18 protein-coding genes are annotated in these 26,662 nt (G+C 40.6%); 9 read left to right on the top strand and 9 right to left on the bottom strand.

Going from position 1 to position 26,662, the window contains the following annotated elements; translation table 11 throughout:
- Positions 1 to 114: 114 nt before the first annotated feature.
- On the top strand, positions 115 to 375 hold the full coding sequence (locus ACIF8R_RS09020; protein WP_396480330.1) for a DUF2798 domain-containing protein: 261 nt from the start codon (positions 115 to 117) through the stop codon (positions 373 to 375).
- A 63-nt stretch (positions 376 to 438) separates the two neighbouring features.
- On the opposite strand, the gene ACIF8R_RS09015 is transcribed toward ACIF8R_RS09020, so the two are convergent.
- From ACIF8R_RS09015 to gspF, 3 genes are all read right to left on the bottom strand, one after another.
- Positions 439 to 783, bottom strand: coding sequence for a hypothetical protein (locus ACIF8R_RS09015; protein ID WP_311070272.1), 345 nt, complete (start codon positions 781 to 783; stop codon positions 439 to 441).
- Between the two features lie 266 nt (positions 784 to 1,049).
- A complete protein-coding gene (gene gspG, locus ACIF8R_RS09010) occupies positions 1,050 to 1,631 on the bottom strand; it encodes a type II secretion system major pseudopilin GspG (RefSeq protein ID WP_311070271.1) in 582 nt (193 codons plus the stop codon).
- 23 nt (positions 1,632 to 1,654) lie between these two features.
- A complete protein-coding gene (gspF, locus tag ACIF8R_RS09005; RefSeq protein ID WP_002157042.1) occupies positions 1,655 to 2,860 on the bottom strand; it encodes a type II secretion system inner membrane protein GspF in 1,206 nt (401 codons plus the stop codon).
- Positions 2,861 to 3,008: 148 nt separating this feature from the next.
- On the opposite strand from gspF, the gene ACIF8R_RS09000 reads away from it, so the two are divergent.
- The 6 genes from ACIF8R_RS09000 to ACIF8R_RS08975 all read left to right on the top strand — a co-directional run bounded on the left by ACIF8R_RS09000 (position 3,009) and on the right by ACIF8R_RS08975 (position 10,397).
- Positions 3,009 to 5,237, top strand: coding sequence for a primosomal protein N' (locus ACIF8R_RS09000; RefSeq protein WP_396480328.1), 2,229 nt, complete (start codon positions 3,009 to 3,011; stop codon positions 5,235 to 5,237).
- A gap of 75 nt (positions 5,238 to 5,312) precedes the next feature.
- Positions 5,313 to 7,154 carry a monovalent cation:proton antiporter-2 (CPA2) family protein gene (locus ACIF8R_RS08995; protein WP_396480326.1) on the top strand — a complete coding sequence of 614 codons (1,842 nt, stop codon included), beginning with the start codon at positions 5,313 to 5,315 and terminating at the stop codon, positions 7,152 to 7,154.
- Between the two features lie 165 nt (positions 7,155 to 7,319).
- Entirely contained in the window at positions 7,320 to 8,195 is an 876-nt protein-coding gene (locus ACIF8R_RS08990; RefSeq protein WP_004699009.1) for an Hsp33 family molecular chaperone HslO, read from the top strand.
- Between the two features lie 136 nt (positions 8,196 to 8,331).
- The gene (locus tag ACIF8R_RS08985; RefSeq protein ID WP_396480324.1) at positions 8,332 to 8,943 is read left to right on the top strand and encodes a LysE family translocator; all 612 of its coding nucleotides are present in this window, start codon (positions 8,332 to 8,334) and stop codon (positions 8,941 to 8,943) included.
- Between the two features lie 150 nt (positions 8,944 to 9,093).
- Positions 9,094 to 10,056, top strand: a complete 963-nt coding sequence (locus tag ACIF8R_RS08980; RefSeq protein ID WP_396480322.1) for a DnaJ C-terminal domain-containing protein — start codon at positions 9,094 to 9,096, stop codon at positions 10,054 to 10,056.
- 11 nt (positions 10,057 to 10,067) lie between these two features.
- Positions 10,068 to 10,397, top strand: a complete 330-nt coding sequence (locus ACIF8R_RS08975; RefSeq protein ID WP_209045781.1) for a chaperone modulator CbpM — start codon at positions 10,068 to 10,070, stop codon at positions 10,395 to 10,397.
- 246 nt (positions 10,398 to 10,643) lie between these two features.
- Here the strand turns inward: ACIF8R_RS08975 and ACIF8R_RS08970 are convergent, their stop codons facing one another.
- The 3 genes from ACIF8R_RS08970 to rpsO form a co-directional block, all read right to left on the bottom strand.
- Entirely contained in the window at positions 10,644 to 11,855 is a 1,212-nt protein-coding gene (locus ACIF8R_RS08970) for a magnesium transporter CorA family protein (protein WP_396480320.1), read from the bottom strand.
- 85 nt (positions 11,856 to 11,940) lie between these two features.
- Positions 11,941 to 14,028 carry a polyribonucleotide nucleotidyltransferase gene (gene pnp / locus ACIF8R_RS08965; RefSeq protein ID WP_288422346.1) on the bottom strand — a complete coding sequence of 696 codons (2,088 nt, stop codon included), beginning with the start codon at positions 14,026 to 14,028 and terminating at the stop codon, positions 11,941 to 11,943.
- A gap of 257 nt (positions 14,029 to 14,285) precedes the next feature.
- Positions 14,286 to 14,555 (bottom strand): 30S ribosomal protein S15, encoded by a 270-nt coding sequence (rpsO, locus tag ACIF8R_RS08960; RefSeq protein ID WP_001229357.1) that lies wholly within the window; start codon positions 14,553 to 14,555, stop codon positions 14,286 to 14,288.
- 211 nt (positions 14,556 to 14,766) lie between these two features.
- Here rpsO and ACIF8R_RS08955 point away from each other — a divergent pair, with 211 nt between their 5' ends.
- Positions 14,767 to 16,065, top strand: coding sequence for a serine hydrolase domain-containing protein (locus tag ACIF8R_RS08955; RefSeq protein WP_396480367.1), 1,299 nt, complete (start codon positions 14,767 to 14,769; stop codon positions 16,063 to 16,065).
- 717 nt (positions 16,066 to 16,782) lie between these two features.
- Here the strand turns inward: ACIF8R_RS08955 and recD are convergent.
- The 3 genes from recD to ACIF8R_RS08940 form a co-directional block, all read right to left on the bottom strand.
- Positions 16,783 to 18,534 (bottom strand): exodeoxyribonuclease V subunit alpha, encoded by a 1,752-nt coding sequence (recD, locus tag ACIF8R_RS08950; protein ID WP_396480319.1) that lies wholly within the window; start codon positions 18,532 to 18,534, stop codon positions 16,783 to 16,785.
- A gap of 108 nt (positions 18,535 to 18,642) precedes the next feature.
- Positions 18,643 to 22,341, bottom strand: coding sequence for a UvrD-helicase domain-containing protein (locus ACIF8R_RS08945; protein WP_396480317.1), 3,699 nt, complete (start codon positions 22,339 to 22,341; stop codon positions 18,643 to 18,645).
- Positions 22,342 to 22,344: 3 nt separating this feature from the next.
- Positions 22,345 to 25,980 carry an exodeoxyribonuclease V subunit gamma gene (locus ACIF8R_RS08940; protein WP_396480315.1) on the bottom strand — a complete coding sequence of 1,212 codons (3,636 nt, stop codon included), beginning with the start codon at positions 25,978 to 25,980 and terminating at the stop codon, positions 22,345 to 22,347.
- Between the two features lie 170 nt (positions 25,981 to 26,150).
- Here ACIF8R_RS08940 and ACIF8R_RS08935 point away from each other — a divergent pair, with 170 nt between their 5' ends.
- Positions 26,151 to 26,657, top strand: coding sequence for a hypothetical protein (locus ACIF8R_RS08935; RefSeq protein WP_263612819.1), 507 nt, complete (start codon positions 26,151 to 26,153; stop codon positions 26,655 to 26,657).
- Positions 26,658 to 26,662 lie beyond the last annotated feature (5 nt).

Raw genomic sequence — 26,662 nt, 5'->3', positions numbered from 1 at the left:
AAACGTTTACGTCAATCAACGTTCCAACATACCTCCAACAAGGCTTGGAGCTATTTATTCAAAGTATTTTTATATTTTGAATGGCGCGGGCGTTTGTTGGTTTACGGAGTCAAAATGGAAAACCAAAAAACTTTCTATAATTTTAAGAAACTTCCAAGTCGTTATACAGCTATTGTTTTACCTTTTCTTCTATCCATCATTATGACTTTTGTAGTGTCCATGGTCAGCACTTTACGAAGTTTAGGACTAGAAGGCTTTTCTATAAATGTCTGGATGTCTGCATGGGTCATTTCTTGGTTAATTGCTTTTCCAACGCTGCTTTTAGTCTTACCCGTCGTCCGTAAAATCACGGCACTATTGGTTGAGCCTGCTTAAACAAAAAAATAAAACGTAGATCCTGCCTCTACGTTTTATCTAAAAATTTGGTTTTAAATATCACTAAAAAGCGATTGATAATTCTAAAGATAAATAAGCAACTAAGCTTGATAAAAAGACCATAGGTACATAGCGATAAGCTTTAAAAACTAATTGCTCATATTTAGAAGAGATCTGTTTAGCTTGCCATACACTCGCTTTTAATGCCGTAAAGAAGCTCACCATTAACCACGCACTCACAATACTTAATGCAAAGAAGCCAATCATGATTTGACTACTGCCTTCTGTACTCAACCATAGCTTTAATGAAACTTCGGCAATCGGTAATAACGCTAAAATCAATAGGACAGACTTAAGCATTACCCAATGAAACTGGTTTAGTTCATCAAGTACGAGAAATGCTTTCATTTAATCTCTCCTATAAGTTTATAAAGTGCTTTTTTATTTATTATGCAAAGCTTTTATTTAAATATATAGCTTATTTCCTCTCATATTTTAACTTTCTTGTAACTATTAAATATGGGAATAATTCTTATTTTAAATCTCAAATTTAACTATTAACTTTATTTATTAATTTTCAAATAGTTATTATATTTTCGTGATTAAGAAAGATTATCAATTCGCATTATCGTTTTATCTTTTTAAACAAATCGATAATCTCTCTTACATTTTAATTAAGGCTGGTAATAAATATCGGCATCGTTACCTTCACCACCTTCTTTACCATCTGCACCAAATGAATATAGGTCAAAAGGATGGCCGTCTTTTCCAGGAATGACGTATTGAATATCATTTTTCCAACTATCTTTAGGGTAACCACCTTTCACATAACCACCCGGCATCCAGTTTTTTGCTGTAGCAGGTTGGTTAATAAGTGCATCTAGTCCACCTTCTTGCATAGTTGGGAAATGCCCGTTATCAAGCTTGTACTGATCTAAAGCACCCGCTACGCCCTTTAATGTAATTTGAGTCGTATCGATTTTAGCTTTTTCACTACGGCCCATGACGTTCGGTACGATTAAAGCAGCCAATACCCCTAAAATCACAATCACAACCATAACTTCAATAAGGGTAAAGCCTGAGACACGTTTCATTCGAGCACCATTCGAACGTGCCGCAAGTCCGAAAGCACTTGAGGAATAAACATCTGATACAGAGCTATGCTCGGAATGGCTCGTTGGCTCAAGCTGATTTGAAACCACAGATTCACTATGTTGCTTCATCACTGTTTCGCTTTGAATATTTTTTACTTTCATCATTATCTCTAATATCAAAGTTATTAAATCATATTGTTCATATTTACGATTGGCAGCATAACCGCAATTACAATGACCAGTACAATACTTGCCATTAGAACTAGCATAAGCGGTTCAAGTAATGCCAATAAGGTTGAAATAAATGTCGTCACCTCACGGTCTTGCATAGTCGACGCACGTTCTAGCATACGGTCAAGCTCACCTGATGCCTCACCACTTCGGATCATTTGTACCATCATTGGTGGGAAATAACCACTGCGCTCCAATTGCGTACCCAAGTTACCACCTTCTGTGACCCGTTCAGCGGCATGAGCAATTGAGTCGCGGATCACCCAGTTATTGGTCACAGCCGCACCAATTTTTAAAGCGTCCACCAATGGCACGCCTGAACGAGTCAAAATAGACAAGGTACTGGCAAAGCGTGCAGCATTAATACCACGGGACAGTTTACCGAATAATGGCAATTTGAGTGTTAAGCGATCAAAAGCATAATGACCAGCCGTTGTTTTTAAAAACCGCACAAAGGCAACTACACCTACAACAGCAAAAAGGATGATAAAAACCCATGCATGACGAATAAAATCACTCGCTTTCATTAAAGCGACTGTAATCCATGGTAAGGCATCTTTGCTTTGATCGAAGGTTTTTACAATCTCTGGGACGACATAGGTCATTAATCCCATCACAATACCAAATGACATCAGCATTAAAATGATTGGGTAAATCATGGCACCCTGAACTTTCTTCTGCATAGCAAAACGGTTTTCGGTGTAGTCAGACAACTGATCTAAAATCAGATCTAAATGTCCTGATCGTTCACCTGCTGCAACCGTTGCAATATAAAGGTCAGGAAAACGCCCTGACTGTTGCATGCCTTGCGCAAGTGAATGCCCTTCCAATACTCTTGAACGAACCGAAAGTAAAAGATTTTGCACATGGGCTTTTTCACTTTGTCTGCTCACGGCGCGTAAGGCTTCTTCTAGAGGAATTGCAGCAGCAACCAAAACGGAGAGTTGTCTGGTCATCAGTGCCAAATCATAAGCACTAAACTTTTTCTGGAATAACCCGTGGCTTTGATGCTTATCTTTTTGCTCAACCGGGTCAACGCTAATCGGAGTCCATGCTTTATCACGTAATTGTTGGCGAATCTGACGTGCTGAGTCTCCCTCAAGCACCCCCTTTTGCTGCTTCCCTGAAGCATCAATAGCAGTAAATTGATATGCAGGCATGGTAATGTTCTAATTTTCCAAAAATAATAGTCGCTGCTGTTGCATCTATGCTACGCAATCATTCATATTCATTCTATAGCCTGTGTAGAATACCCAAGTCCTCTTCACGACGCTATGCCGTTTTTTAAAATTGACGAAATGAGCCTCTATGACCATAACGCCAAAGCCTGATTCAGTTGTTTATCGTGTGCGTGTTGCCGTACCTGTGCATCTGTACGACACTTTTGACTATACACTCACCAAAGCACAATATGAACGGGCTCAGGTAGGTTCCCGCGTCGCAATTTCATTTGGACGGCAGAACCTGATTGGTATCATTACTGAAAAAGTTGACCCACAAGAATCATTTACAGGCACCTTTCAGCTTAAAGCCATTTCTGAACTTTTAGATGATGAACCTATTTTAGATGAACAAGTTTTAAGTTTATTGACATGGTCAGCACAATATTACCAATTTCCGATTGGTGAAGTGATGCAGACTGCCTTACCCGCATTATTGCGTCAGGGTAAACCGATGGATGTGTTGTTTCATCTATGGAAAATCATTCCTTGTGACAATGTTGAAGCCCTGTTAAAGCGTTCCATTAAGCAACAAGATGCATATCAAATTTTAAAATTGCACCCTACAGGTACTACAGAGAATATTCTTAACTTGAGTGGCGTAGAAACGGCTACACTCAAAGCGCTGCAAAAGAAAGGACTGATAGACTGTACACTTGAGCCTCATGACTTTAGCCCAGCACCTGTGCAATTGGCTCAAATGCCACTTACGTTAAATGATGACCAAAAGAAGGCAACTCAGCACGTCATTAATGTGCAGCATCAATACCAAGCATTTTTACTAGATGGCTTAACTGGAAGTGGTAAAACCGAAGTTTATTTGCACATCATGCATGAGGTGCTAAAGCAAGGTAAGCAAGTCCTAGTATTGGTTCCTGAAATTGGCTTAACCCCTCAAACTATTTCGCGCTTTAAGTCTCGTTTTAACTGTGACATTGCTTTATTACATTCAGGCTTAAATGACTCTAAACGCTTACAAGCATGGCAACAGGCACAAACTGGAAAGGCGTCTATTATTTTAGGGACTCGTTCAGCCATTTATACGCCACTGCCACGTTTGGGCCTCATCATTTTAGATGAAGAACACGACCTGTCTTACAAACAGCAAGAAGGTTTCCGTTACCATGCCCGTGATGTCGCGCTTTATCGGGGCCACTTACAAGGCTGCCCTGTTATTTTAGGTTCGGCGACTCCAAGTATCGACAGTTATTACTTAGTAGAAACTGGCAAGTTAACTTCACTGCAACTTAACCAACGTGCAGGCCATGCGCTTTTACCTAAAATGCATTTGATTGACCTTAAAATTGTCAAAAAGCAGCATGGTATTAGTCAGCCTTTAATCGAGCAGATTAAAAATACCCTAGCAAGAAAAGAACAGGTTTTAATCTTTTTAAACCGACGTGGTTATGCACCTGTATTGGTGTGTGAAAGCTGTGGATGGCAAGCAAATTGTCCACATTGTGATGCACATTTTACGTTGCACACTCAGCCTTATTCTTATTTACACTGCCACCACTGCGGCACGGTTCATCGCTTGCCCGATCATTGCCCTGAATGTCAGCAAAAAAGCTTAAAAACTTTAGGTGCAGGAACCGCTAAGGTTGAAGAGCACTTACAAGAACTATTTCCAGATCATGATGTGATTCGAGTCGATCGTGACAGTACCAGTCGTGTCGGAAGCTGGCAAAAAATCTATGATCGTATTCATCAAAACAAACCAACAATTTTACTCGGCACTCAAATGTTGGCAAAGGGTCACCATTTTCCACATGTCACATTAGTTGCCATTTTAGATATTGATGCAGGTTTACTCAGTGTAGACATCCGTGCGCCAGAACGTACGGCGCAACTGATTGTGCAAGTCGCTGGTCGTGCAGGTCGTGGTGAACACAAAGGCCATGTTTATTTACAAACCTTAAGACCTGATCATCCGTTACTTACCACACTCATTGAAAAAGATTATCGCGCAGTTGCCAAACAAACGCTGGCTGAACGTAAAGTAGCTTTGCTGCCACCTTATCGTTATGCAGTACTAATACGAGCAGAATCCAAGGATCGTGACTATACCTTACAATTTTTAAATGAAGCTGCCGAGCAACTTCGTCAAGTGGCTGGTGAGATTGTTGATATTTGGGGACCTATTCCAGCGCCGATGGAACGTAAAGCGGGACGCTACCGTGCCCACATGGTGATTTTATCTGCTGACCGTGCTCGTCTGCATTTTTACTTAAGACAATGGTGGGCTCAATTGGTTCATGCACCAAGACAGCATCAACTTAGACTCTCTATTGATGTTGACCCGCAAGAATTTAGTTAGATGATTTGAATATGATGGTGTGAAGAAGCCTTTTTGGCTTTACACTTAAAAAGATCAATACATTCGGGGTAATGAATGTCATTCCTACTGCAAGCAACAATTTTTCTTGGAGCTTCTCTGATTTTAGTCCCTTTGGGTAAACGCTTAGGGATTGCAACAGTTTTAGGTTATTTATTTACGGGCATCCTTCTTGGCCCAAGTGTTTTAAATATTGCCCATGACCCTGAAGCCATTATGGAATTGGCTGAGTTTGGGGTCATCTTACTTATGTTCCTCATTGGCTTAGAGTTACGTCCACAACGTTTATGGGAAATGCGTGACTCCATTTTCGTGATGGGAAGTTTGCAAGTGGTGATTACGGGCGTAATTCTCATGCTCACCGTATTGCTACTATTTCAGCAACAACTTGCTGCTAGCTTTGTCATTGGTTTTGCGCTTGCGCTGTCTTCTACTGCGTTTGTATTACAGTTACTGACCGAAAAACAACAGCTCAATACCACCTACGGTCAGCAATCGTTTTCAATTTTGCTTTTCCAAGATATTGCAGCGATTCCTTTACTGGCAGTGATTCCACTGTTAGCAGGAACTGAATCTACCCATCACGGTATTGCTTACTTTGCTGCCATCATCGCGACATTCAGTGGTCTGTTCCTATTTAGTCGCTATGTCATGCGTCCATTTTTCCGTTTCGTTGCAAAAAGTGGTGCAACTGAACTGATTACCGCAGTAGGGTTATTTATTATTCTTGCTGTTGTGCTACTCATGGATACTTTAGGGATTAGCACAACTCTAGGCGCTTTCCTCACTGGTGTACTTTTAGCCGACTCAGAATTCCGTCATGAACTTGAAGCAAGTATTGCTCCATTTAAAGGACTATTACTTGGTTTGTTCTTTATGACTGTGGGTATGACTACGCAACTGTCGTTATTGATTGAAATGCCTTGGCTCATTATTGGTGGAGCGATTGGCCTACTCGTCATCAAAACCCTCGTGTTAACTGCCATTGCCCGTTATAAAAAATACAGTTGGAACAATAGTCTGCTGCTTGGAACTTGCTTGGCTCAAGGTGGTGAATTTGCTTTTGTCATTTTAAGCCTTGCGAAAAGTGAAAAGATTTTAACCGATGCTTTATTAGAGCCTGTTACGCTAATTGTGACGCTATCGATGGTCCTGACACCAGTGATTTACTGGATTATGGCAACTAAAATCATTCCTTTGTTTAATAAAGAACGTCCACCTGAATATGATGAAATTCCTCAGCAAGATAATCCAATTATCATTGCTGGATTTGGTCGATTTGGACAAATTATTGCGCGTATTGCCCGCTTGCAGCACTTAGGCTTTACTGCGATCGACAACAACCTTCACCAAGTGGACTTTGTGCGTCGATACGGCGGTAAACTCTATTACGGTGATGTCACGCAACCTGATTTACTTCGCTCGGCAGGCATTGAAAAAGCCCAAGTATTTATTCTCGCAATTGATGATGTCGAAGACTCTATGAATGTTGCACGACACTTAAGATTGAACTATCCACACATAAAGCTACTAGCACGTGCTCGTGACCGCCATCATGTACACTTGTTAAGAGATTTAGGGGTTGAACATATTTGGCGTGAAACCTACTTATCATCTTTAGGTATGGCTTATCGCGCTTTACGCGAACTCGGTATTTCCGATGAACAAGCTTATAACAATATCGAAATCTTTCGAGATTATGATGAGAAATTACTCATACAGCAGCAAAGCATTTATACCGATGAACAAAAGGTTTTTGAAACCCATCGTAATGCGCTGGCTGAACTTGAGCATCTATTTGAAAGCGATGCACAGCAAGCCACATCAAGACATGACGTTAACTTAAAGCGTCATTTACAACCAAATCGTATCGACATTACACGAGATCACGAAGAATAACTTGAGATTTCGCAAAATGGCTATATTAAGGACTTATTCACATTGCCTAAATGATTGCGACAATCGGTACAAAAGTTGCCGTTGTCCTGCTTGCAGCTTCGCTGCATTCCCTAAGCTTGATTAAAACGAAGTTGTTATAATCTGCTTAGGGCCCTGGAGAATATTATGTCTGATTTACGCCAACGCTTTTATATAGAGGACTTTCCTGTTCGCGGTGAAGTAGTTCATCTAGAAGAAGCATTACAAACTATTTTAGCTCAACGCGACTACATGCCTGCGGTTAAAATTCTACTAGGCGAGATGTTGAGCGCGACTGCATTACTTGCAAGTACTTTAAAAATCAAAGGCCGTATCAGCTTGCAAATCCAGGCTAGCGGCTCTTTTAAATGGGCTATGGCTGAATGTAACCATTTAGGCGAAGTTCGTGCTTTAGCAGACTACGAAACAGATCCACGTTTTGTAGAAGCAACTGACAGCAGTACAGTCCTTGGTGCTTTAGTTAATCCAATTTTATTTATTAACATCGAACCTGAGCATGGTGAGCGTTATCAAGGGATCGTACCTCTTGACCAAACAAATCTAGCGGGTTGTTTGATGCAGTATTATGATTTATCTGCTCAAATTCCAACTCGTATTGTATTGGCAAGTACAGCTAAACGTTCTGGTGGTTTACTCATTCAGTTATTACCTCGTCATGATGAAGAAGAGCAAAAACTGGTTGATGAAGACCTATGGCCACGTTTGACCATGCTGACTGAAACGCTTAAGCCTGAAGAATTAACAGAACTTTCAGCAAATGAGATTTTGTATCGTCTCTATAACGAAGAAGAAGTACGCTTGCCAGAAGTTGAACACTTAAAATTTGGCTGTACGTGTTCTAAAGAACGTTGTGCTAAAGCATTACTTCAAATTGGTGTTGATGCTGTTCATGAAACACTAGAAGCTCAGAACCCAATTCAAATGGATTGCCAGTTCTGTAACACTCGTTACGAGTTCACTGCTGAAGAAGCACTAGGTTTATTTGGCGAACATTTGAGTTAAATACTCACCTCATAAAAAGGCGGGCAAACCGCCTTTTTATTTATCTATAGTTTTTGATGATAATTTTCAGCATCTTATTTTAAATCAGTTAATATGAGCTTACTTTATAGCCTAATAAACAAGATGCTTATATTTCATGAATTATTTTGATTATTTTCTCTTTATTTTTAGTGTCATTATTATGATTGCTACCCCTGGCCCAGTCATGATTTTAGTGGCAAGCGCTGGGCTTAAAGGCGGCTATAAAAAAGCACTCGAAACCATTTTTGGTACAAATCTCGCATCACTGGTTTTAATTTTTATTTCAGTACTCGTACTTAAAGGTGTACTCGGTATTAATGAAAGCTATTTAAATATTATTCGTGTTTTAGGCTGCCTCTATATTGGCTATTTAGGATTTAGTATTCTTAAAGAAGTCATCCAAGCTCCGCATCCTGAGGCTATACAAACTGTTTCTGCCCAAAATGGTGGTTTTAAAAAAGGCTTTTTGGTCGGTATTTCAAACCCTAAAGATATTATTTTCTTTTCGGCTTTCTTTCCTCAATTTGTCTCTATTTCACCTAACTTAAATTTCAGCTTGACCGTTCTTACGCTGACATGGATTGTTTTAGACTTTTTAACCCTATCTTTGGTTTATGTATTTTTCCGTCGCCTATCTAACAGCCACCTATACCCTAAAATACTCGGCTTATGCGGCCTATTACTTTTACTGATTGCTGTTTACGGTTTATATCAGACGTTCATTTAAGCAATGAGAGGCATAACCTTAATCGATTTATGTCTCTTCCACCTTGCTTCCCCATTTTTGTAGGAGAACAACTCTTATACAATCTAGCTCATTGAAAGCCTTAAAAATTGTTTCATAATGAAATAAACAACACCATCGTGATAAAACATTATGGCCAAAAATTATTATGAAGAATTAGGGGTTACACGAGAAGCCTCTGCTGATGAAATTAAAAAAGCATATCGGAAATTAGCTCGTAAATATCACCCCGATATCAGCAAAGAAAAAGATGCAGAAGAAAAAATGCAGGCGATTAACGTTGCTTATGACACGTTAAGCAATGCAGAAAAAAAAGCTGAATATGACCAAATGTTAGACCACCCACAGGGCTTTAATGGCTTTGGTCAAGGTGCAGCTCAAGGTGGATTTGATGGCGCGCGTTTTTATCGTCAGGGCTTTACAGGCGGCGGTGGTGAACAAGCTGATTTTAGCGGTTTTGAAGACTTATTTGGTCGCTTTGGTGCTGGTTTTGGCGGTGGGCAACAACAATACCAAAGACAACAACGTAGTTACCGAGGTGAAGATCAACATGCCAGCATAGAGGTCGATCTTGATATTGCCTATCATGGATCAACACAACAGATTACCTTACAAATTCCGACTGTGAATGTTTATGGTGAGCCTGAGGTACAACGAAAAACCCTACAGGTGAAAATACCTAAAGGGATGAAGGAAGGCCAACAAATTCGTCTAAGCGGACAAGGACAAAGTGGTATCAATGGTGGTGCCAACGGCGATCTTTATATCGAAATTCAATATAAAGATACAGATCGTGTTCATGTCGAAGGCAGTGATGTATATTTAACTATAGATGTAGCACCGTGGGAGGCAGCATTAGGTCAAGGTATTGAAGTAAAAACACCTGCTGGGTCATTACATGTCAATTTACCTAAAAATGCAAAACAAGGACAACAGCTACGTTTAAAAGACAAAGGGATACCAAATAAAACGCCAGGCCATCTTTATTTAATTTTAAATATTGTATTCCCACCTGCGCATTCTGAAAAAGAAAAAGAAGCGTATCAGCAATTGGCAGAAGCCTTTGCTTCATTCGAACCTCGTTCATCTCATTAGGGAGCAAGATCATGACAACCATCCATTATCGAGAAATTGTATGTGACGGCCACACCTTTAGTGCTGAAGTCGTTGATGAACAATGTACATTTGATCTGCAACAATTTGCTCAAGCCTGTGGTCAAAGTCCAGACTGGATTCTAGAGCTCATTGAGTACGATATTTTAGCGATTGAAAATACCCCTGAAAAACATCAGTTCATGGGTGAAGATGTCGTTCGCGCTCGTAAAGCGTATCGTTTACAACGAGACTTTGATGCAAGTCTAGCAGCAGTTGCGGTGATGTTAGATTTGATTGATGAAGTGCAACAACTTAGAAAACAGTTGAAGCATTTTCATTGAGGAATAGCATTAATACAGCATAAAACCCTAGTTGAAATCTGATAGCTGGGAAAGCCATCTGCAACCTGCGTGGTATCAATCAGATAGTACTTTTGTAATACTGTTATTTAAAAATAAGTATTGAACAGGTTTTGCAGATGGCAATGGTTTTGCCTACTTTTGCCGAAACAAAAGTAGGTCGAACCGAAGGTTAATGACTATATTAAATAACAACTCAGCAAGACCCCGACGTGCAAAAATAAAAATTTATTTTAATCGAGTAATCTTCTCTAATTCCTTCACAGTCTGTTTAATCGGCTCATATTCCAAAAACCAAAACAAATTCATCCGTTCTTCACGATGCTGTTGCGCCAATAAATCAATAACACTTTTCTCACCACGCCCCACCAAATGCTGTCGATAGAAGTAGTACAGCAATAAAACCGTACTGAGCAACATGACACCGAGCATAATCCAGAAACCTACTGGCGATTTAAGCCCCGGAATAAACTCAAAGTTCATCCCGTAAATACCGGTTAGAAGTGTGAGAGGTGCAAACACAGCGGTAATAATGGCAAGAATACGCATATTCTCATTGGTCTGGTTTGCAATCGCTGAGAAATGCAAATCAATTGCCGACTGAATCGCGCTACGTAAACGTAAAGTATGCTTTTGAATACGTTCGACATGACTCATTAAATCATTCAAACGAACTAAGAGAAGATCTTGAGAACTATGTGTCCGCTCACCAATCACATGATGATAGTTTTCTACAATTTCATCTCGAAACTCTTGCAAAGTTTCGATTTGCTCTTCGCATAAATTTTCGACCTGTTGAAAGGCCATGTTTTCATGAAACAGTTGATGCCATTGTTTAAAACGGCGATTACCCTGTAATAGTTGTTGTTGCCAGTGCTCGACCCTTCTGGTTAAAGGTGAACGAATATCAAGATAACCATCCACCATGCTATTCAGTAGACGTAAACATAAATCTACAGGTGAATTAGGCAGCTTACGGGTTTTGTTTTGTTCTTCTAGAGTTTTACATAAAATATTTTCAAGACGCTGAATATAGTTTTCAATCGACTTATTGCCCTGCTCACGTACACTAATGAGAACTTTAGGGGTAAAAATAAAACTAATTGGCGTGGTGGCTAAGCCAAATACACTCTCATGTGATTCCCCATTTTTAATTTCATCATCAGGGGTAACAAGCTTTCTAAAAATAAGCAGGTCATATTCTTCAAGCGTATCGAAAGCGCAAGGGTGCTCAATATTCGCAATATCTCGCATATGAAATTCATTAATTGCGACATCTGCAAGCTGCTGAATTTTATGTTGCCATTCTTCATTATGGTTAACAACATCAGATCTCACACTATCAATCCAGAAAAACTCCAGAACATGTTCAGTGTGCTTTTCTCGGCTCAAAAAAACATAGCCATCCTTTTGATGACGATAAAAATAATAAACCTGCATACCACGTCGATCTATTTTTGTGTTACTTGCATCATGCCATAAAAAAAGCCCGCATCAAGCGGACTTTTTTTAGTGAGTTAAGCAATTATGCTTGCTCAATATCTTTCATAGTCAATTTGATACGACCACGGTTGTCAACATCAGCAACTTGTACTTTCACTTCCTGACCTTCTTTAAGAACGTCAGTTACGTTCGCAATACGCTCATTCGAGATTTGCGAAATATGAAGAAGACCATCAGTACCTGGCATAATGTTTACGAACGCACCAAATTCTACGATACGGATAACTTTACCGTCATAGATTTTACCTGGTTCAACTTCAGCAGTAATCGCTTGGATTTTTGCAATCGCAGCTTTAGCAGCAGCTTTAGTTTCACCAAATACGCGAACTGTACCGTTATCTTCAATATCGATTGCAGCTTTAGTTTCTTCAGTAATTTGACGGATTGTTGCACCACCTTTACCAATTACGTCACGGATTTTGTCCGGATTAATTGTAATTACTTCAAATGTTGGAGCATGCATTGAAATTTCAGGACGAGCGCGTGAAATTACTTTGTTCATTTCATTAAGGATGTGCATACGACCAGCAAATGCTTGGTTTAACGCAACTTCCATAATTTCTTCAGTAATACCTTCGATCTTGATGTCCATTTGAAGTGCAGTAATACCGTTTGCAGAACCTGCTACTTTAAAGTCCATGTCACCAAGGTGGTCTTCATCACCTAAGATGTCAGAAAGTACAGCGAAACGCTCGCCTTCTTTCACTAAGCCCATTGCGATACCAGCAACTGGAGCTTTAAGTGGAACACCTGCATCCATAAGAGATAATGATGCGCCACATACAGAAGCCATTGAAGATGAACCGTTAGATTCAGTAATGTCAGATACAATACGGATCACGTACGGGAAGCGGTCAGCGGCAGGAAGAACTGCTTGAACACCACGACGTGCTAAACGACCATGACCAATTTCACGACGCTTAGGACCAGACTCACGACCTGTTTCACCTACAGAGTATGCAGGGAAGTTGTAGTGCAACATGAAGTTGTCAGTCTTAGTACCAGAAAGCGTATCAACCATTAACGCATCACGTGTGTTACCCAAAGTTGTTGTTACCAACGCCTGAGTTTCACCACGTGTAAATAATGCAGAACCGTGTGCACGGTCTAATACGCCAACTTGAACGTCGATCGCACGAACAGTTTTAGTATCACGACCATCAATACGTGGCTTACCAGACAAGATGTTGTCACGTACGGTACGGTATTTAAGGTCTTCAAATAATTCGTTTACTTCGTCAGCAAGACCAGTTTCGTCATTTTCAGGAACGAACTGAGCTAAAGCTTCTGCATAAAGTGCATCTAATGCTGCATAACGATCTTGTTTAACCGCAATTGTATACGCTTCAGAAATTTTAGCTTCGAAAGCTGCTTTTAATTGCTCACGAAGTGTTTCATTTTTAGCTGGAGCAACCCAAGTTGATTCCACTGCACCAGCAGCAGCAGCAAATTCTTTAATTGCTTGAATCGCGATTTGCATTTCGTCATGACCGAAAAGCACTGCACCAAGCATTTGGTCTTCTGAAAGTTCTTTTGCTTCAGATTCAACCATTAATACAGCCGCTTCTGTACCAGCAACCACAAGGTCAAGGTCAGACTGAGCCATTTGTTCAAAATTCGGGTTTAAAACATATTCGCCGTTAATTAAACCAACACGAGCTGCACCGATTGGGCCACGGAATGGTGTACCTGCAATTGCTAATGCAGCAGAAGTACCTAACATTGCAGCAATGTCAGCTTCCATAGTTTTGTCAGAAGAAACAACTGTTGCTGTTACTTGAATTTCGTTGAAGTAACCTTCTGGGAATAATGGACGAATTGGGCGGTCAATAAGACGTGAAATTAAAGTTTCAGCTTCAGAAGCACGGCCTTCACGCTTACCGTAACCACCAGGGATACGACCAGCTGCATATTGTTTTTCTTGATAGTTAACTGTTAACGGGAAAAAGTCTTGACCCGCTTTTGCTTTAGATTGAGCAACAACTGCAACTAAAACAGTTACGCCGCCCATTGTAATTAAAACTGTATTTGCTTGACGTGCAACGCGACCCGTTTCTAAAACGACTTGATGTTGACCGAATTGGAATTCTTTACGAACGATGTTAAACATTGACATGTATTGTATTTTCCTAATTTTATTCTAGTGAGACCCCTAAGGTTTGGCATTCAGACTACAACTATTGGTAGATAAATGACAAAGCTTAGAAGCCATCACACTAGACCAAAAATTTTAAATAATATTAAACGCAAAGAAGGAGCGCACAAGCGCCCCTTCTATAAATCGCCTAACGGTTGATTAGGCGAAACTTTCTTTCCAGAAACAAAGCATAGCAACATGCGATAAACCGAAAACAAAGCAAAATCGAATTAACGACGTAGACCTAAAGCACCGATCAAAGCAGTGTAACGCTCGTGGTCTTTACCATTTAAGTAGTCAAGTAATTTACGACGTTGGTTAACCATACGGATCAAACCGCGACGGCTATGGTGGTCGTGTTTGTGAGCTTTAAAGTGACCTTGTAAATCATTGATTTGAGCAGTCAATAAAGCTACTTGTACTTCTGGTGAACCAGTGTCGTTTTCAGCGCGAGCAAATTTAGCAATGATCTCTGCGCGGTCTGCATTAGTTAAAGCCATTCGATTTCTCCGAGATGCTTAAAAATAAAATGATATGAATCAGTTGAGCGCAACTGACTGCCGTGCATCACTACAGCAAGTTGCCTATTTTAAGGTATCTATATATGGATTGCAAAATTGTTTTCAGTTACCTGTCATTTTAGACACTGACATCAGTCTCTTAACCCTGCACACTTGGCCTTCAATAAAAAGAAAGAAACGCGAGGGACGTGTGAAAATATTTTCGACCAACACCTGTCCAGTACCAGACGATATTGGATCGGTCATTCATCACAAAAATGAAGTGCCTGCTGAACAAGGTGGAATGAATGAACGTCAGGTTCAAAGGATCTGGAAAAGTATTGAGTCGCTCTATAAAACCGGGAACTATCCGCTCATTACTTTTTGTTTACGTAGACAGGGGAAAATTTTATTAAATCGAAGCATTGGCTATGCTCAAGGCAACGCTCCAGAAGGTTTGCAAAATAATGCAATCATCGCAACGCCGGATACTCCAGTTTGCTTATTTTCAGCATCCAAAATGATTACTGCCATGTTGATTCATCTTTTAGATGAAAAAGGTGAAATCAACCTACTCGATCCTGTCAGTTATTACATTCCAGAATATGGTGTAAATGGGAAGCGCCGTGCGACGATCTTTCATTTATTAGCACATCGAGGAGGCATTCCTTATGTTGATGGAGAAGTCACTCCTGAATTACTTTTTGATAAAGATGAAATTTTAAAGCGCTTATATGCGGCAAGACCTGTTTCACCAGCAGGCAATCACCTTGCTTATCATGCTGTAACCGCAGGTTATATTTTAGGAGAAATTATTGAGCGAGTCACAGGACAAGACCTTCGCCAATTTGTGCATGAGACCATCGAGAAACCGATGGACATGCCTTATTTCAACTATGGTTTGAAACCAGAATATCGCTCCAAAGTCGCACTCAATTGTGCAACAGGTTTACATCCTCGCTTAGGAACAGATCATTATCTCAATCATGTACTAGGTGGCGGCTTACAACTCGCTGTAGATGTGACCAATGATAGCCGTTTTATGGATACCATCTGCCCTGCCGGTAACATTTATACCAGTGCCGAACAAGCTGGCCGCTTCTTTGAAATGCTTTTAAGTGGGGGAAGCTACCAAGGCAAACAAATTCTAAGTGAAAAAACAATTTTTAGAGCAACCCTCCCCACCACAGGAGTTAATATTGACCGAACCTTATTAATACCGATGCGTTATGCACTAGGTCCCATGCTCGGTAGCAATCCAGTAGGTTTATTTGGTCCAATGACGGGACAAGCTTTTGGTCATCTCGGTTTCTCTAATATTTTATGTTGGGCCGACCCAGAACGCGATATTAGTGTTTCATTACTAACCACTGGAAAATCTGTAGTGGGCACTCATCTCCCTGCTCTAGCTAACTTGCTTTATCAAATTTCTAGCCAATGCCCACGAATTCCTCGAGATCAGCGTCGTTCATTGTTTGGTAGCGATTCACATGAAACAGATCTAGTCTAAATAGTTATAACTTAGCGATAAAATAAAAAACCCAAGCATTTCTGCTTGGGTTTTTGGCGCTGTAGTTCTTGTTTATCGTGTTTATCTCTGTTTTTCTTGTTATATGTGAGATGCTTTCTGCATCTTTCTTCTTGTTTTATTCACTTCCGTTGTTTTTATTTCTATTTCCTTATGTGATGTATTTTGTCATATCCAATTATGAAGAAAAGTAGTATTTTTCTTATCATCATGTAAGCGAAAACGTACAGGTCTGTCTAATATTTAGCGTTTATCTGCAACAGCTAAATAACGTACGGTTCTGTATAACATTTAACTTAACAATTCACGCGAAAAATGACTATTTGAAACTCATATTACAAATAAATATATTAATATGTTCGAGTTAAATGATTGATAATCAGAAGAAGAAATAGCGTGACATAAACAAAGATTTATTTAATTTATTTGACGTGATAAAAACTCAAAATATAAAAAAGCCCTGTAGTCTCTCCCAAAACTACAAGGCTTAGCGGCTGTAAGTTTCCTCTTTATTCACCTACGTCATTGTAAGTTCGCAGTCTCTCGACTTAAGTTATTATTATTGTGCGATTTTGCCCGACATTCCTTGCCAAGCTCGTTGTGCGTTTATAATCTCAAAAACAGGGTGTGTTCTCTAGCAGCAAATATCTCGAATCCATGTAAGCTTTTTCTTACACGAGCAAAAATATTAAGTTTGACTTAACGAACTAACCGATTAACTTTTTCAACTAAACCGCTTTTCCTGGTCGTACGAACTGTAAAAGATTGTAATAAAGCCTCTGGATGAACCAATAAACTCACTACTTTTTTGGCTCGTGTAATCGCTGTATAAATTAGCTCTTGGCTTAACAAATTCTTGGCAGCCTGATCGAGAACAACAGCAGTGTGTGTAAATTCAGACCCTTGCGATTTGTGAATGGTTAAGGCAAATGCACTTTGAATACTTTTAGGTAATCGGTTTGCGGCCACCCACTTATTCAAACTTGGGAAATATACTTCAAACTGTTGAGGCTGGGTTCTGTGTTCAAAACATAAACCAATGTCACCATTTGAAATGCCTAGTTGGTAGTCGTTATAAGTCATCATGACAGGACGGCCTACATACCATCCTCCTAAAGTCACAATACCTAGCTGTTGCTGTAACCAACGTTCAGCATATTGATTAAGTTGCTGCAAACCAAATGGTCCATGACGTACGGCAGTTAAAATACGGTAGTCATCGAATGACTTAACGATATTTTCAATATGTTCAATTGAGCGATCATCTTGTATATAAGCTTTTAAGTTTTGCACATAGCCTTGAAAACCCACCATCAATTTTTGGTAGTAAGTTTCTAGCGCTATAGGGGACTCTTCGGGTAAATATTCAAGCTGAACCACATCGGGCATATCAGCTTCTAAAGGAATTGAACGTAACTCTGAAACCTGAACAATATCGATTTCAAACTGCTGCAAAACCTGCTCATGGTTGATTTGACTGGTTTGCATTTGAATAAATCGTGCCACCTGACCAATCAAAGCACCCTCTGCAAAACGACGGCTGGTTTGAAGGTGAACACGGTTTTCAGACAACGCCTCGATTTGCTGCAAATCTGCAAGTACCGCTCCGACATCTACAGAAGCAAGCTGGTTGGCATCGCCTAATAAAATAATTCGACAAGACTCAGGAACCGCTTCAAATAATAACGTTGCCAGATTTAAATCCAGCATAGAGGCTTCATCCACCACAATAACGTCATAAGGCAAAGGTTGTTTTTGATTAAACCGTGGAGTTTGACTATGCCCCATACCTAATAATCGATGAATGGTTTGGGTACTTTGGTTTCTTAGCTCATCACTAACTAGTCCTGACTCAAGAAGCTTAGGGTCATTAAACGAGTTTTGTAAGGCTTCTTGCATACGCTGTGCAGCTTTACCCGTCGGAGCAGCCATTGCTACACGAATGTGAGGAATTGCTTGGCTCAGCACAGCAATAATACGAGCGAGCGTATAGGTCTTACCTGTACCCGGCCCACCTGTAATAATACTCAAGCTCTGCCGAGTCACCATTTGCAAGGCAGCTTGCTGATGTGGGTCAGTGAGTAAGTCTAAATGCTCTTCACACGAAACTGGTTGAATTGGTTGCTGCTTTAATCGGCGAATTTGCTCAGCTAGACGTTGCTCTAGGTTCCAATATCGGTATAATGCCAACCCCTGCCCGTCGTGGACACAAGGGGCAACTTGAGACATCGCTTGTTCAGCAGATATCACCAGTTGACCAAGTGCTTCTGTTTGCTCTGGGCTAATCTCAATACAACTGTCACCTTGCAAGCTCGCTTCAACAAGCTGCTGCAAAAAACAAGCTGCCTCTGGAGCTTGTGTCTGTGCAGTAAACGGGGCTTGATTTAGAAAGGTACTCCAAGTCGTTAACCAGCTTAAATCGCTTTGTTCAGGGCTATTTAGATTGTCCACACACTTATCCACCTAGTTTTCCACACGCTTGTCCACATGGTTATAGACAGGCTTATCCACACCCCAAGTATTTGTTAATTCTAAAATTAGATCATTTATCAGCATTTTTTATGCAATTTTATCCTCAGCAAAGTACCCTAAAATAGCATCAAGTCGTAGAACAAATTCTGTACTTGGCTGCCAATAATAATACCCTTGCTCAGCTTCGCCATTCATACCACGCAAATAAAGATAAGTCGCCCCACCTAAATGTTGTTCAATATCATAATTCTGCATTTTGACTTTTAAATAACGATGTAGTGCAACCAAATATAAGCCTGCTTGCAACCAATAGCTGGCTAGAGACATACTTAGTGCAATACTTTCTACACTGTAATCGACAAGGTTTTCACCCAAGTAATTACTCTTATAGTCAGCAATGTGATAACGCTGCCCATCAAAATAAACTAAATCTATCGAACCATTTAAATAGCGTGCGGAACGAGCCTCTAATAACTCAGGCATTTCCATGCCATATTCAGCAAACAGCTGCTGAATACGTTTCATGGCTAACACACGATCTGACAGGGCCAAATAAAAAGGACACTCTGATAAATAGTGCTCTGGCTGTAACTGATTTAAACGAAAACCTTGATATAACGGCGTGCTTAGAATCTCTTGCAGCCATGTCGCCACAGCGTGATAAAGCGAATATTCCGCTTCTTGTTCTTCGGGAAAGCTTTCTTGGTATTTGATTAATAAATCTTGCCACAAACTACTGTAGTCATTTTTAAAACGACGACGTATTTCACTTACCCACTCATCTGAACATTGAAAATCAATATGTTCAAATATTTCATGTAAGAAATTACCTGCAAGTGTTCCTCTAGGAAAGTTGCTTTTGATCCAGCTAATTGGCTGTGCTGCGGTCACTTCAACAGAAATAACCTGATCGAGTTCATCTTCAGCTAAAACAGCGTCATGGCTCTGACTCGCGAGTAAATCTGTACCTACTTTATGTCTTAAATGCTGTGCCAGATAACTAAAACTGGTTTTGCCTCTTGAATAGAAGCGCTGATCAGGAAAATGCTGCGCCTGTATCTCAATAATATTGATGTGCTGATTTAAATGCATGGCAGCAGGTGGCTGCTCCAAAATCACTTCATCGGTGCAACAACGGTGCTGGAAAGGTTCAGCTCTGTTTTTCCAAAATGCCAAACCTGAAACAGACTTGCCATCTGTATCTTGTAAGAGTGCATAAACACGATGACTTGCCCGAGTTAAAGCAACGTACCATAGACGGTTTTGTTCCGCCAAAGCCCGTTCTTCATGCTGCTTCAGTTCGGTTTCGTTTAAATATGTTTTATCGGCAATCGCAACAACTCGTTGCGTTACGGTTTGAGCCGATTCAGGCATAGTTATATCTTGAGTCGAGAAGTTAAGTGTTTTGTTATTTTCCCGAAATGGCTTGTCAGCCCCGAGCAAAAAGACAATTTTAAACTCAAGGCCTTTTGACTGGTGAATAGTCATGAGCTGCACACCAGCTTCACTCGATAACCTCCGCTCTAACTCCCATTCACGATCAAGCGGCGATTGTAATTGCTTGAGATACCAATGATAGAGATTTTGCGCGCCCTGATATTTCTCGCTATGTTGGCTCAAAATTTCGGTCAAATGACGTAAGTTCACCACAACCCGCTCATTATCTTTACTCTGGACAGCAACCAGATTTTTCCAAATGCCAAATTGGTTTAAACATTGCTGCCATGCTACTAAAAAGCCCTGAGCTGACCACAATTCCCGAATAGCGTCAAAACCCGTCATGAACTGGCTTAAACCTTCGGCTGTTTGTTCGAGTTGCAACAGCTGTTTAAGGTCCATAGCAAATAAACGGCTAATCAAAGCTCGCTTCACTTTGGCTTCATCGTAAGGATGAAGAATCGCAGTGAGTAAGGCCCCAACATCCTGAGCAATTGTGCAATCAAAAACACTTCGTTTTGATGGTCGGTTAACGCGTATTCCTAAACGTTCTAATTCAAACTGAACTTTATCAAGACCATCATGATTACGTGATAAGACCGCAATATCATCTTCATTTAAAGCTTGGGTCTGAGTATCTTTTTGAAGATATAACTGCCCAGCATGTGAGTGATTGAGTAAATCCCGAATCTTCCATGCCACTTGCTGTGCTTCCGTTTCTTTGTCTTTAAGCATGAGCCAGCGTAAAGGGTGCGGGTTAGGCTGGTTTTGGTCGATTAAAACCGGATGAGGCCGAGTCCCTGCCCGAATTGGGTCATATTGAACTTGCTCACCGAAGTCGATTTGCCTTTGAAATAAGGCATCAACCACTTCAACCAAGTCAGCGACTGAACGATGGTTATGAATTAATTTATATTCTCGACCATGCTTTGCCTGAATATCTTTATAGGCATTTAAAAAAGTAAGCATGTCCCCACCACGGAAACCGTAAATTGCCTGCTTACGGTCACCTACCATAATCATGCAACCTTTTTGGTAACGCTCTGGATGACGCCAAATGCTGGCGAGCATATCGTCTTGATCTTGGTTAGTGTCTTGAAACTCATCGACCAAAATTAAGGGATATCGAGCCTGCACAAATACGGCGAAACGTTGCCCCTGCTCGCCCTTTAAAGCTTCTGACAAAGTGCGAATTTGCTGAGAAAAAGTCGTCTCACCCTTGTTTTGTAAAACTTGTGGTAACCGTTTTTTAACTTCGACACACAAATAGGCTTTTAAATAAATATGAAGCTGATCGAACTGTTCAGCATAGTTTTTCAGCACACCAAATAACTGCTGAATCTGCTGAATACAAGGATGCTGATAAAATCCATCCGAAATTTCGGCAGGACATTTCTTAAAAACTTTCTGATCGGCAAGTTGGCCTAAAAACTTAAAAACGAGTTCTCGTTGTACTGCCAAAGATCCATCAAAAACTAAAATACTGTCACTTTGCTTTAAAATTTGTAGTAACTGTGGCAAACATTCACTAAATAACTTATTAAAAGCCCCGTTACGAAATATTGTGCCGCTGACATGTTTATAGTGCTCGCCATCAAGTGAGTAATACGGTTCTAGAAGACTAATATCAATTTCTGTTGCCAACTGTTTAAGCTGAGCAAGTTGTTCAAATTGAATGGTAGGTTTTTCGGGAAGCTTAAAATGAGCCGAACTAAAATTCAGTGAGTCTTCGATTAGTTTGACAAAACTATCGACACTCTTTAACTCACCTGCCAGATACAACGCATCAATCACGGTTTGAGGCTGAGACTGTATCCATTCACGTAAAACATCATGAATCAGTTGTCGGCTATAGGTTTTGGCATCATCGGTAATTTGAGCACGTTCAATTTTGCCGCTCTCAAAAGCAAACTCACGTAATAGCTTTTGGCTAAAGCTATCGAGGGTTCCGACAAATAGCTCATCTAGCTGATCGATGACCAGCTTTAAACGCTCACAGGCATAGGCAATACGTGTCGCAAAATGCTTGAGAACATGTTGGAGTAATAAGTCAGATTCTTGCTCGGCCTGCAAAAGAATCTCTTTTTCAGTCAAGCTCCGCTTGGCATCTAAGTAACGGTAGGTTTCGACCAAACGTGCACGAATTCGGCTTTTTAACTCAGCCGCAGCAGCACGGGTAAAGGTGGTCGCAATGACTTGGCGGGGCAAATATTTCTCAAGAAAAATACGGACCATTAAACTCGACAGTGTATAGGTTTTCCCTGTGCCAGCCGAAGCTTCAATTAAGTGCAATCCGCTAAATTCAATATCAATAATAGGTTGATAAGACACCTGTACTCTTGAGTTCATGCCTTACTCCGAATGTTGAAATTGAAAAACCGGATGATACAGGTCATAGGCAAACTCATCACAAGCATGTTGGAGCAATGCTTGTGCATCTTGTTCTTGCAAAATGAAACGCCAGTCCTTATGCAATTTACACGCTTCATTTTGTGTCATATCAATAGCGGTAAATGACCCCGTTTCATTCCAGTATTTTAACAGCTCCGCATAGCTCTTCTCATCCAGTTTTATTTTTTCTGTCTGATTTGTTGTTTCCCATTGATATGCTTTAGCTTTTTCCAGAGGCTTTAGCATTAAAGCTGCTGGTAGCACCAGTGGCTGCTGTTGAGCATAACGCCAGATTTTAAACCACGGTTGTAAATACTGCCGAGCTTGCTCTGAACTAATGCCTTTACAAATCACGGTTTGATCACTAAAAACTACAATACGGCGTCTTTCAGTTCCTGCACTTCTCTCATTTAAATAGGCCAACCAAAGCAGGTACTCTAACCAGACTTTTGCACGTCTTTTTGCCCGAGCACTTGATGCTTCCATACTGACCCAATCCTGAGTTTCAGACTTTGGCACCGTAATATTCATGTGCAGCTGTTTGGCAATTCGCCAGCTTCGCTGAGTGGTTTGCGTGACTGCTGGAGCATAATGATGAAGGCGTTCAAGCAAACATTCCTGTTCAAAAATACCCTGTTGCCAAGCACTATATTGAACTTTGCCTACAGGCAACTGATCAAGTAGAGCCTCAGGCTGTGCCTGTTGTTCATTTTGCTGTAAAAAATGTCGAATGGTATAACGGCCTAAACCATCTAAAAGCAAAGGTTCGTTCTGATCTAGTTCCCCCACACCCCCTAAATTTTCGACACCTAAGGTTTTTAAATAGAGGCGTGCCGGGAAAGTCACATCTTGTATCCACTGATGACTATCTAAAACCAGCATTTCAGGTATTTCTAAAGGATAAGATGTATTCGCCCAAGGCTTAAGAACACCGGATGCTTGCTGAATTTGCATTGCCACATTAAACCAATGGTCTTGGTAGCGAATGTAGCTGTTCTCGGCCATAAAACCTTTAGGGTCAAACGGCTGTAAATAATGTAAATGGTAGAGTTGTTTTAATTGAGACGGAATTTCAATACCTTCAATCACTTCACGTTCGGGTGCATTTGGCTCCGGTTTTACAATAAGCGCAAGATGTTCACGGAACTCTTGAAGAATACTTGAAGGATCTCTCACTTCACCGTCATTGACGTCAAAGCCATTATAAAACAGCCATAGATTTTCTTGAGCTAAAAGTAAGGCATCTAAAAAAGCGCCTTGGTCATCCTCAAGACGGGAACGGTCACCCAGTTGTTGACGTAAGGCATCCATCAAATCAAATGGTACATGTGTATCACGATTTGGAAACTGCCCTGCATCAAGGTTCAACATCACAATTAAGCGATAAGGTAAGGGGCGAATTTGTCCAATCTGAGCAAATGTAATCTGTCCAGTCGGTTCAGCTTGTGCCGTCTGGTTTTCTAAAGTTCGCTGAATCTCATCGAGGATATAAGGCAAAGGCAAGATGATTTTACGTAAAGTGCCTGTTTCTGCCTCGGCATAGTAACTTGCAAGCGTTAACATACGCTCTTGTTTTTTCACAATTTCCCGAGCAGTTTTTAAAGCAGCAACACCGGCCTGTTCAAACTCGACAATATCTTGTGACAACACTTGTAGCCAGTATTCAACGGTATGAACTTTTCTTTGCTCATGCACAATGAGCCAGTCACGGCGCTCATTTAAATCTTGATAAATCTGAATGAGCGTACCAATGAGCTCAAAATCGCCCGGTTGAACTTTAGCGTAACTCAGCACCTGATTAAATGTAGCATGTTCGGGAATTGCGATACCGAGCGCTAACCGCTCTAAAGCAAATTTAAAACTATACCGATAATCATCATCGCCATCACATAAGCTACGTTTCAGATGCTCTGCATCAAGACCACGTTTAAACCCTGCATCGGCCAGTAATGCCAAAACTCGCTCTACTTGAGCATATTCAAGTGCATAGCGCTGCTGCGTCGCATGTAAACCAAGCCAGTCAGCGAAATCATCAAAGCTAAATCGCCCTTGCATAAGGTGAATTCGGCCAATTACGGCACGCCATGCATTAAGTGCATCGAGTGACGCAATACCGGCAATTTTTACGGGTAAATGGACACCTTGCTCAGTTGCAGTAGCAGGAAAAATACTTCGTATTAAAGGCTCTACTTCTGCCAAATTAGGTACTAAAACCAAAATATCATTTGGACGACGCGGCTGTTCATGTGGTTTAGCCAACCAGCCAATCAACTGCTCTTTCAATACTTCAAGTTGGCGCAATGTTGAGTGGCAAACATGAATTTGAATGGAGTCATCGTTCGGCGCAAGTTCGTACTGTTTAGGCTGTGGTTCTACCAGATGCAAAATATCTGACTGAACTTTGCCAAGTAGACTCTCAGGAAAATCATCTACAAAGGCATCCACCCACTTACCTTCTTCACCTGTAGACAAGTTTGAAAGTAAGGAGAAATGGTCGCGGGCTTGTTTACCCAGCCTAGTTAAAAGTGGATGTCTGGACTCACGTGCTTCAGCATTAAAGTTAAGCGTAAATTTATTAAAGAAATCGGTAATCTCAGCATCGGTTGCTTGAGGATTTTTTGCAATAAAACGCTCTTTCACTCCAAGGTCATAACGTTGTTTCCACAGGGGATCGACACTATCGGCCCAATATTCCTGTGAAGGGTTATAGTGCAAAATCAAAACATCAATGTATTGCCCTAAACGGCGCAAAAACTGAAGCTGGCTAGGAGGTAAATCCAGCAAAGTAAAAACAACAATTTGCTCCGGCAAACGAGACAGTGCTTTCTTCTGGCGCTCAGGATGGTCTAATTCCTGCCAAAACAGCTCGTCAATTTGCTGCATCTGCATAAAATCATCATGAAAATGCTGCTGCCATAACCAGCGCTGCCAACGTTCTAACTCTTGTGTTTGCTGCAAAGTAAAAGCAGAAATTTCTTTATCTTTCTGCGCAATATACTTTTCGATATCCAGCGCTCGGCCTTGTCCCCACGCTGCTAACCAGTTATTTGGACAAGTACAGGTATTTTCACACCCACGTTGGCACTGTCCCCGATAAACCATGTAGTTACTAAATAAATCGGCAGCCTGCTCGGCAACCCAATACAACATTTTTTGTTTTTTTAGCTGTTTCTCAATCCCTTGTTCAAGTCGATCTGCGCTGTCGTAAATACGCTGAACAATAGAATGTAATGGATGTGAGTCATCTATACTCATTTCATCAGGCTGAATAAATTCTTGTAATGCCTGATGTACACGCCATTTAAAAATCAAACGTGGAATATTGGCCTTACGAACCTGTTCCTTATGCGCTGTGAGGACCTGTTGATAGGCATACCACTGAAAACCACGAACACGTTGATGGAACTGGTAATTGGCGCTCATTCCTTGTTGTTCTGCAAGTTTTTGTATCAGCCATTGCTCTACCGCAGGACTTGGCACAATAAAATGCTGGGCTTTCAAAACCTGTAAAGGATGCGTTGAAGGTTGGGACGTAGATGCCAGTACGCCCTGCAACAACACATCAATACGTTGACTTTGAATAACATGGATGCCCATTTATTTCATATCCTACTCGCATAATTTATGCACAAAATCATAAACATTCATTACTATACAACTGAATCTGACTATGTCACGTTGGTTTAAACACAGCATAATCTAACTTTAGGTGTCACTTGCCTTGTGTTTGGAAGGCACCCTTAAGGAACCCATTACAGGTAAACATTATGAAAATTGATAACATTCCTGACTATATTGATCCTAGCCTAAATCTGGAACAAATTCGCGATGAGTGCCACGAGCTCATTCAGAAAAGAGCTTACGTCTCTGCTGGTGCAGCAATTGTACCCATTCCTTTTTTTGACGTGGTAGTAGATTTGGGAATTTTGTCACAGCTTATTCCCGATATTAATTCCCGCTTTGGTTTAGCACCTGAACATGTCAGCGTTTATGATCCAAAAACAAAAACCATTCATTGGGATGAACTGCGTAAACGCGGCTTTCAATTTTCAGGTTTTGTGGTCGCGCGTACCACCGTTAAAAAAACGTTTAATGGTTTCTTTGGAAAAATTGTCACCAAGCAAGTGACTAAATTTATACCATTAGGCGGGCAAATTGTTGCAGCAGGTTTAGGCTATTTTATGATGAAGAAAATAGCCCAAACGCATCTTACTGATAGCTACAACCTTGCTAAACGTATTCAACAAAAAAGTCGTGGCACGGTTGTAAACTAAAATCA

The sequence above is a fragment of the Acinetobacter sp. ABJ_C4_1 genome (assembly GCF_044538495.1).
Classification (GTDB): Bacteria; Pseudomonadota; Gammaproteobacteria; order Pseudomonadales; family Moraxellaceae; genus Acinetobacter; species Acinetobacter nosocomialis_A.
The sequence above is the reverse complement of the archived record's forward strand: the minus strand, read 5'-3'. Positions and strand labels throughout refer to the sequence as shown.

Bases quoted from the DNA above. Each gene is read 5' to 3' on its own strand.
- ACIF8R_RS09020 (WP_396480330.1), top strand. From the start codon at position 115: ATGGAAAACCAAAAAACTTTCTATAATTTTAAGAAACTTCCAAGTCGT.
- ACIF8R_RS09015 (WP_311070272.1), bottom strand. From the start codon at position 783: ATGAAAGCATTTCTCGTACTTGATGAACTAAACCAGTTTCATTGGGTA.
- gspG (WP_311070271.1), bottom strand. From the start codon at position 1,631: ATGAAAGTAAAAAATATTCAAAGCGAAACAGTGATGAAGCAACATAGT.
- gspF (WP_002157042.1), bottom strand. From the start codon at position 2,860: ATGCCTGCATATCAATTTACTGCTATTGATGCTTCAGGGAAGCAGCAA.
- ACIF8R_RS09000 (WP_396480328.1), top strand. From the start codon at position 3,009: ATGACCATAACGCCAAAGCCTGATTCAGTTGTTTATCGTGTGCGTGTT.
- ACIF8R_RS08995 (WP_396480326.1), top strand. From the start codon at position 5,313: ATGTCATTCCTACTGCAAGCAACAATTTTTCTTGGAGCTTCTCTGATT.
- ACIF8R_RS08990 (WP_004699009.1), top strand. From the start codon at position 7,320: ATGTCTGATTTACGCCAACGCTTTTATATAGAGGACTTTCCTGTTCGC.
- ACIF8R_RS08985 (WP_396480324.1), top strand. From the start codon at position 8,332: ATGAATTATTTTGATTATTTTCTCTTTATTTTTAGTGTCATTATTATG.
- ACIF8R_RS08980 (WP_396480322.1), top strand. From the start codon at position 9,094: ATGGCCAAAAATTATTATGAAGAATTAGGGGTTACACGAGAAGCCTCT.
- ACIF8R_RS08975 (WP_209045781.1), top strand. From the start codon at position 10,068: ATGACAACCATCCATTATCGAGAAATTGTATGTGACGGCCACACCTTT.
- ACIF8R_RS08970 (WP_396480320.1), bottom strand. From the start codon at position 11,855: ATGCAGGTTTATTATTTTTATCGTCATCAAAAGGATGGCTATGTTTTT.
- pnp (WP_288422346.1), bottom strand. From the start codon at position 14,028: ATGTTTAACATCGTTCGTAAAGAATTCCAATTCGGTCAACATCAAGTC.
- rpsO (WP_001229357.1), bottom strand. From the start codon at position 14,555: ATGGCTTTAACTAATGCAGACCGCGCAGAGATCATTGCTAAATTTGCT.
- ACIF8R_RS08945 (WP_396480317.1), bottom strand. From the start codon at position 22,341: ATGAACTCAAGAGTACAGGTGTCTTATCAACCTATTATTGATATTGAA.
- ACIF8R_RS08940 (WP_396480315.1), bottom strand. From the start codon at position 25,980: ATGGGCATCCATGTTATTCAAAGTCAACGTATTGATGTGTTGTTGCAG.
- ACIF8R_RS08935 (WP_263612819.1), top strand. From the start codon at position 26,151: ATGAAAATTGATAACATTCCTGACTATATTGATCCTAGCCTAAATCTG.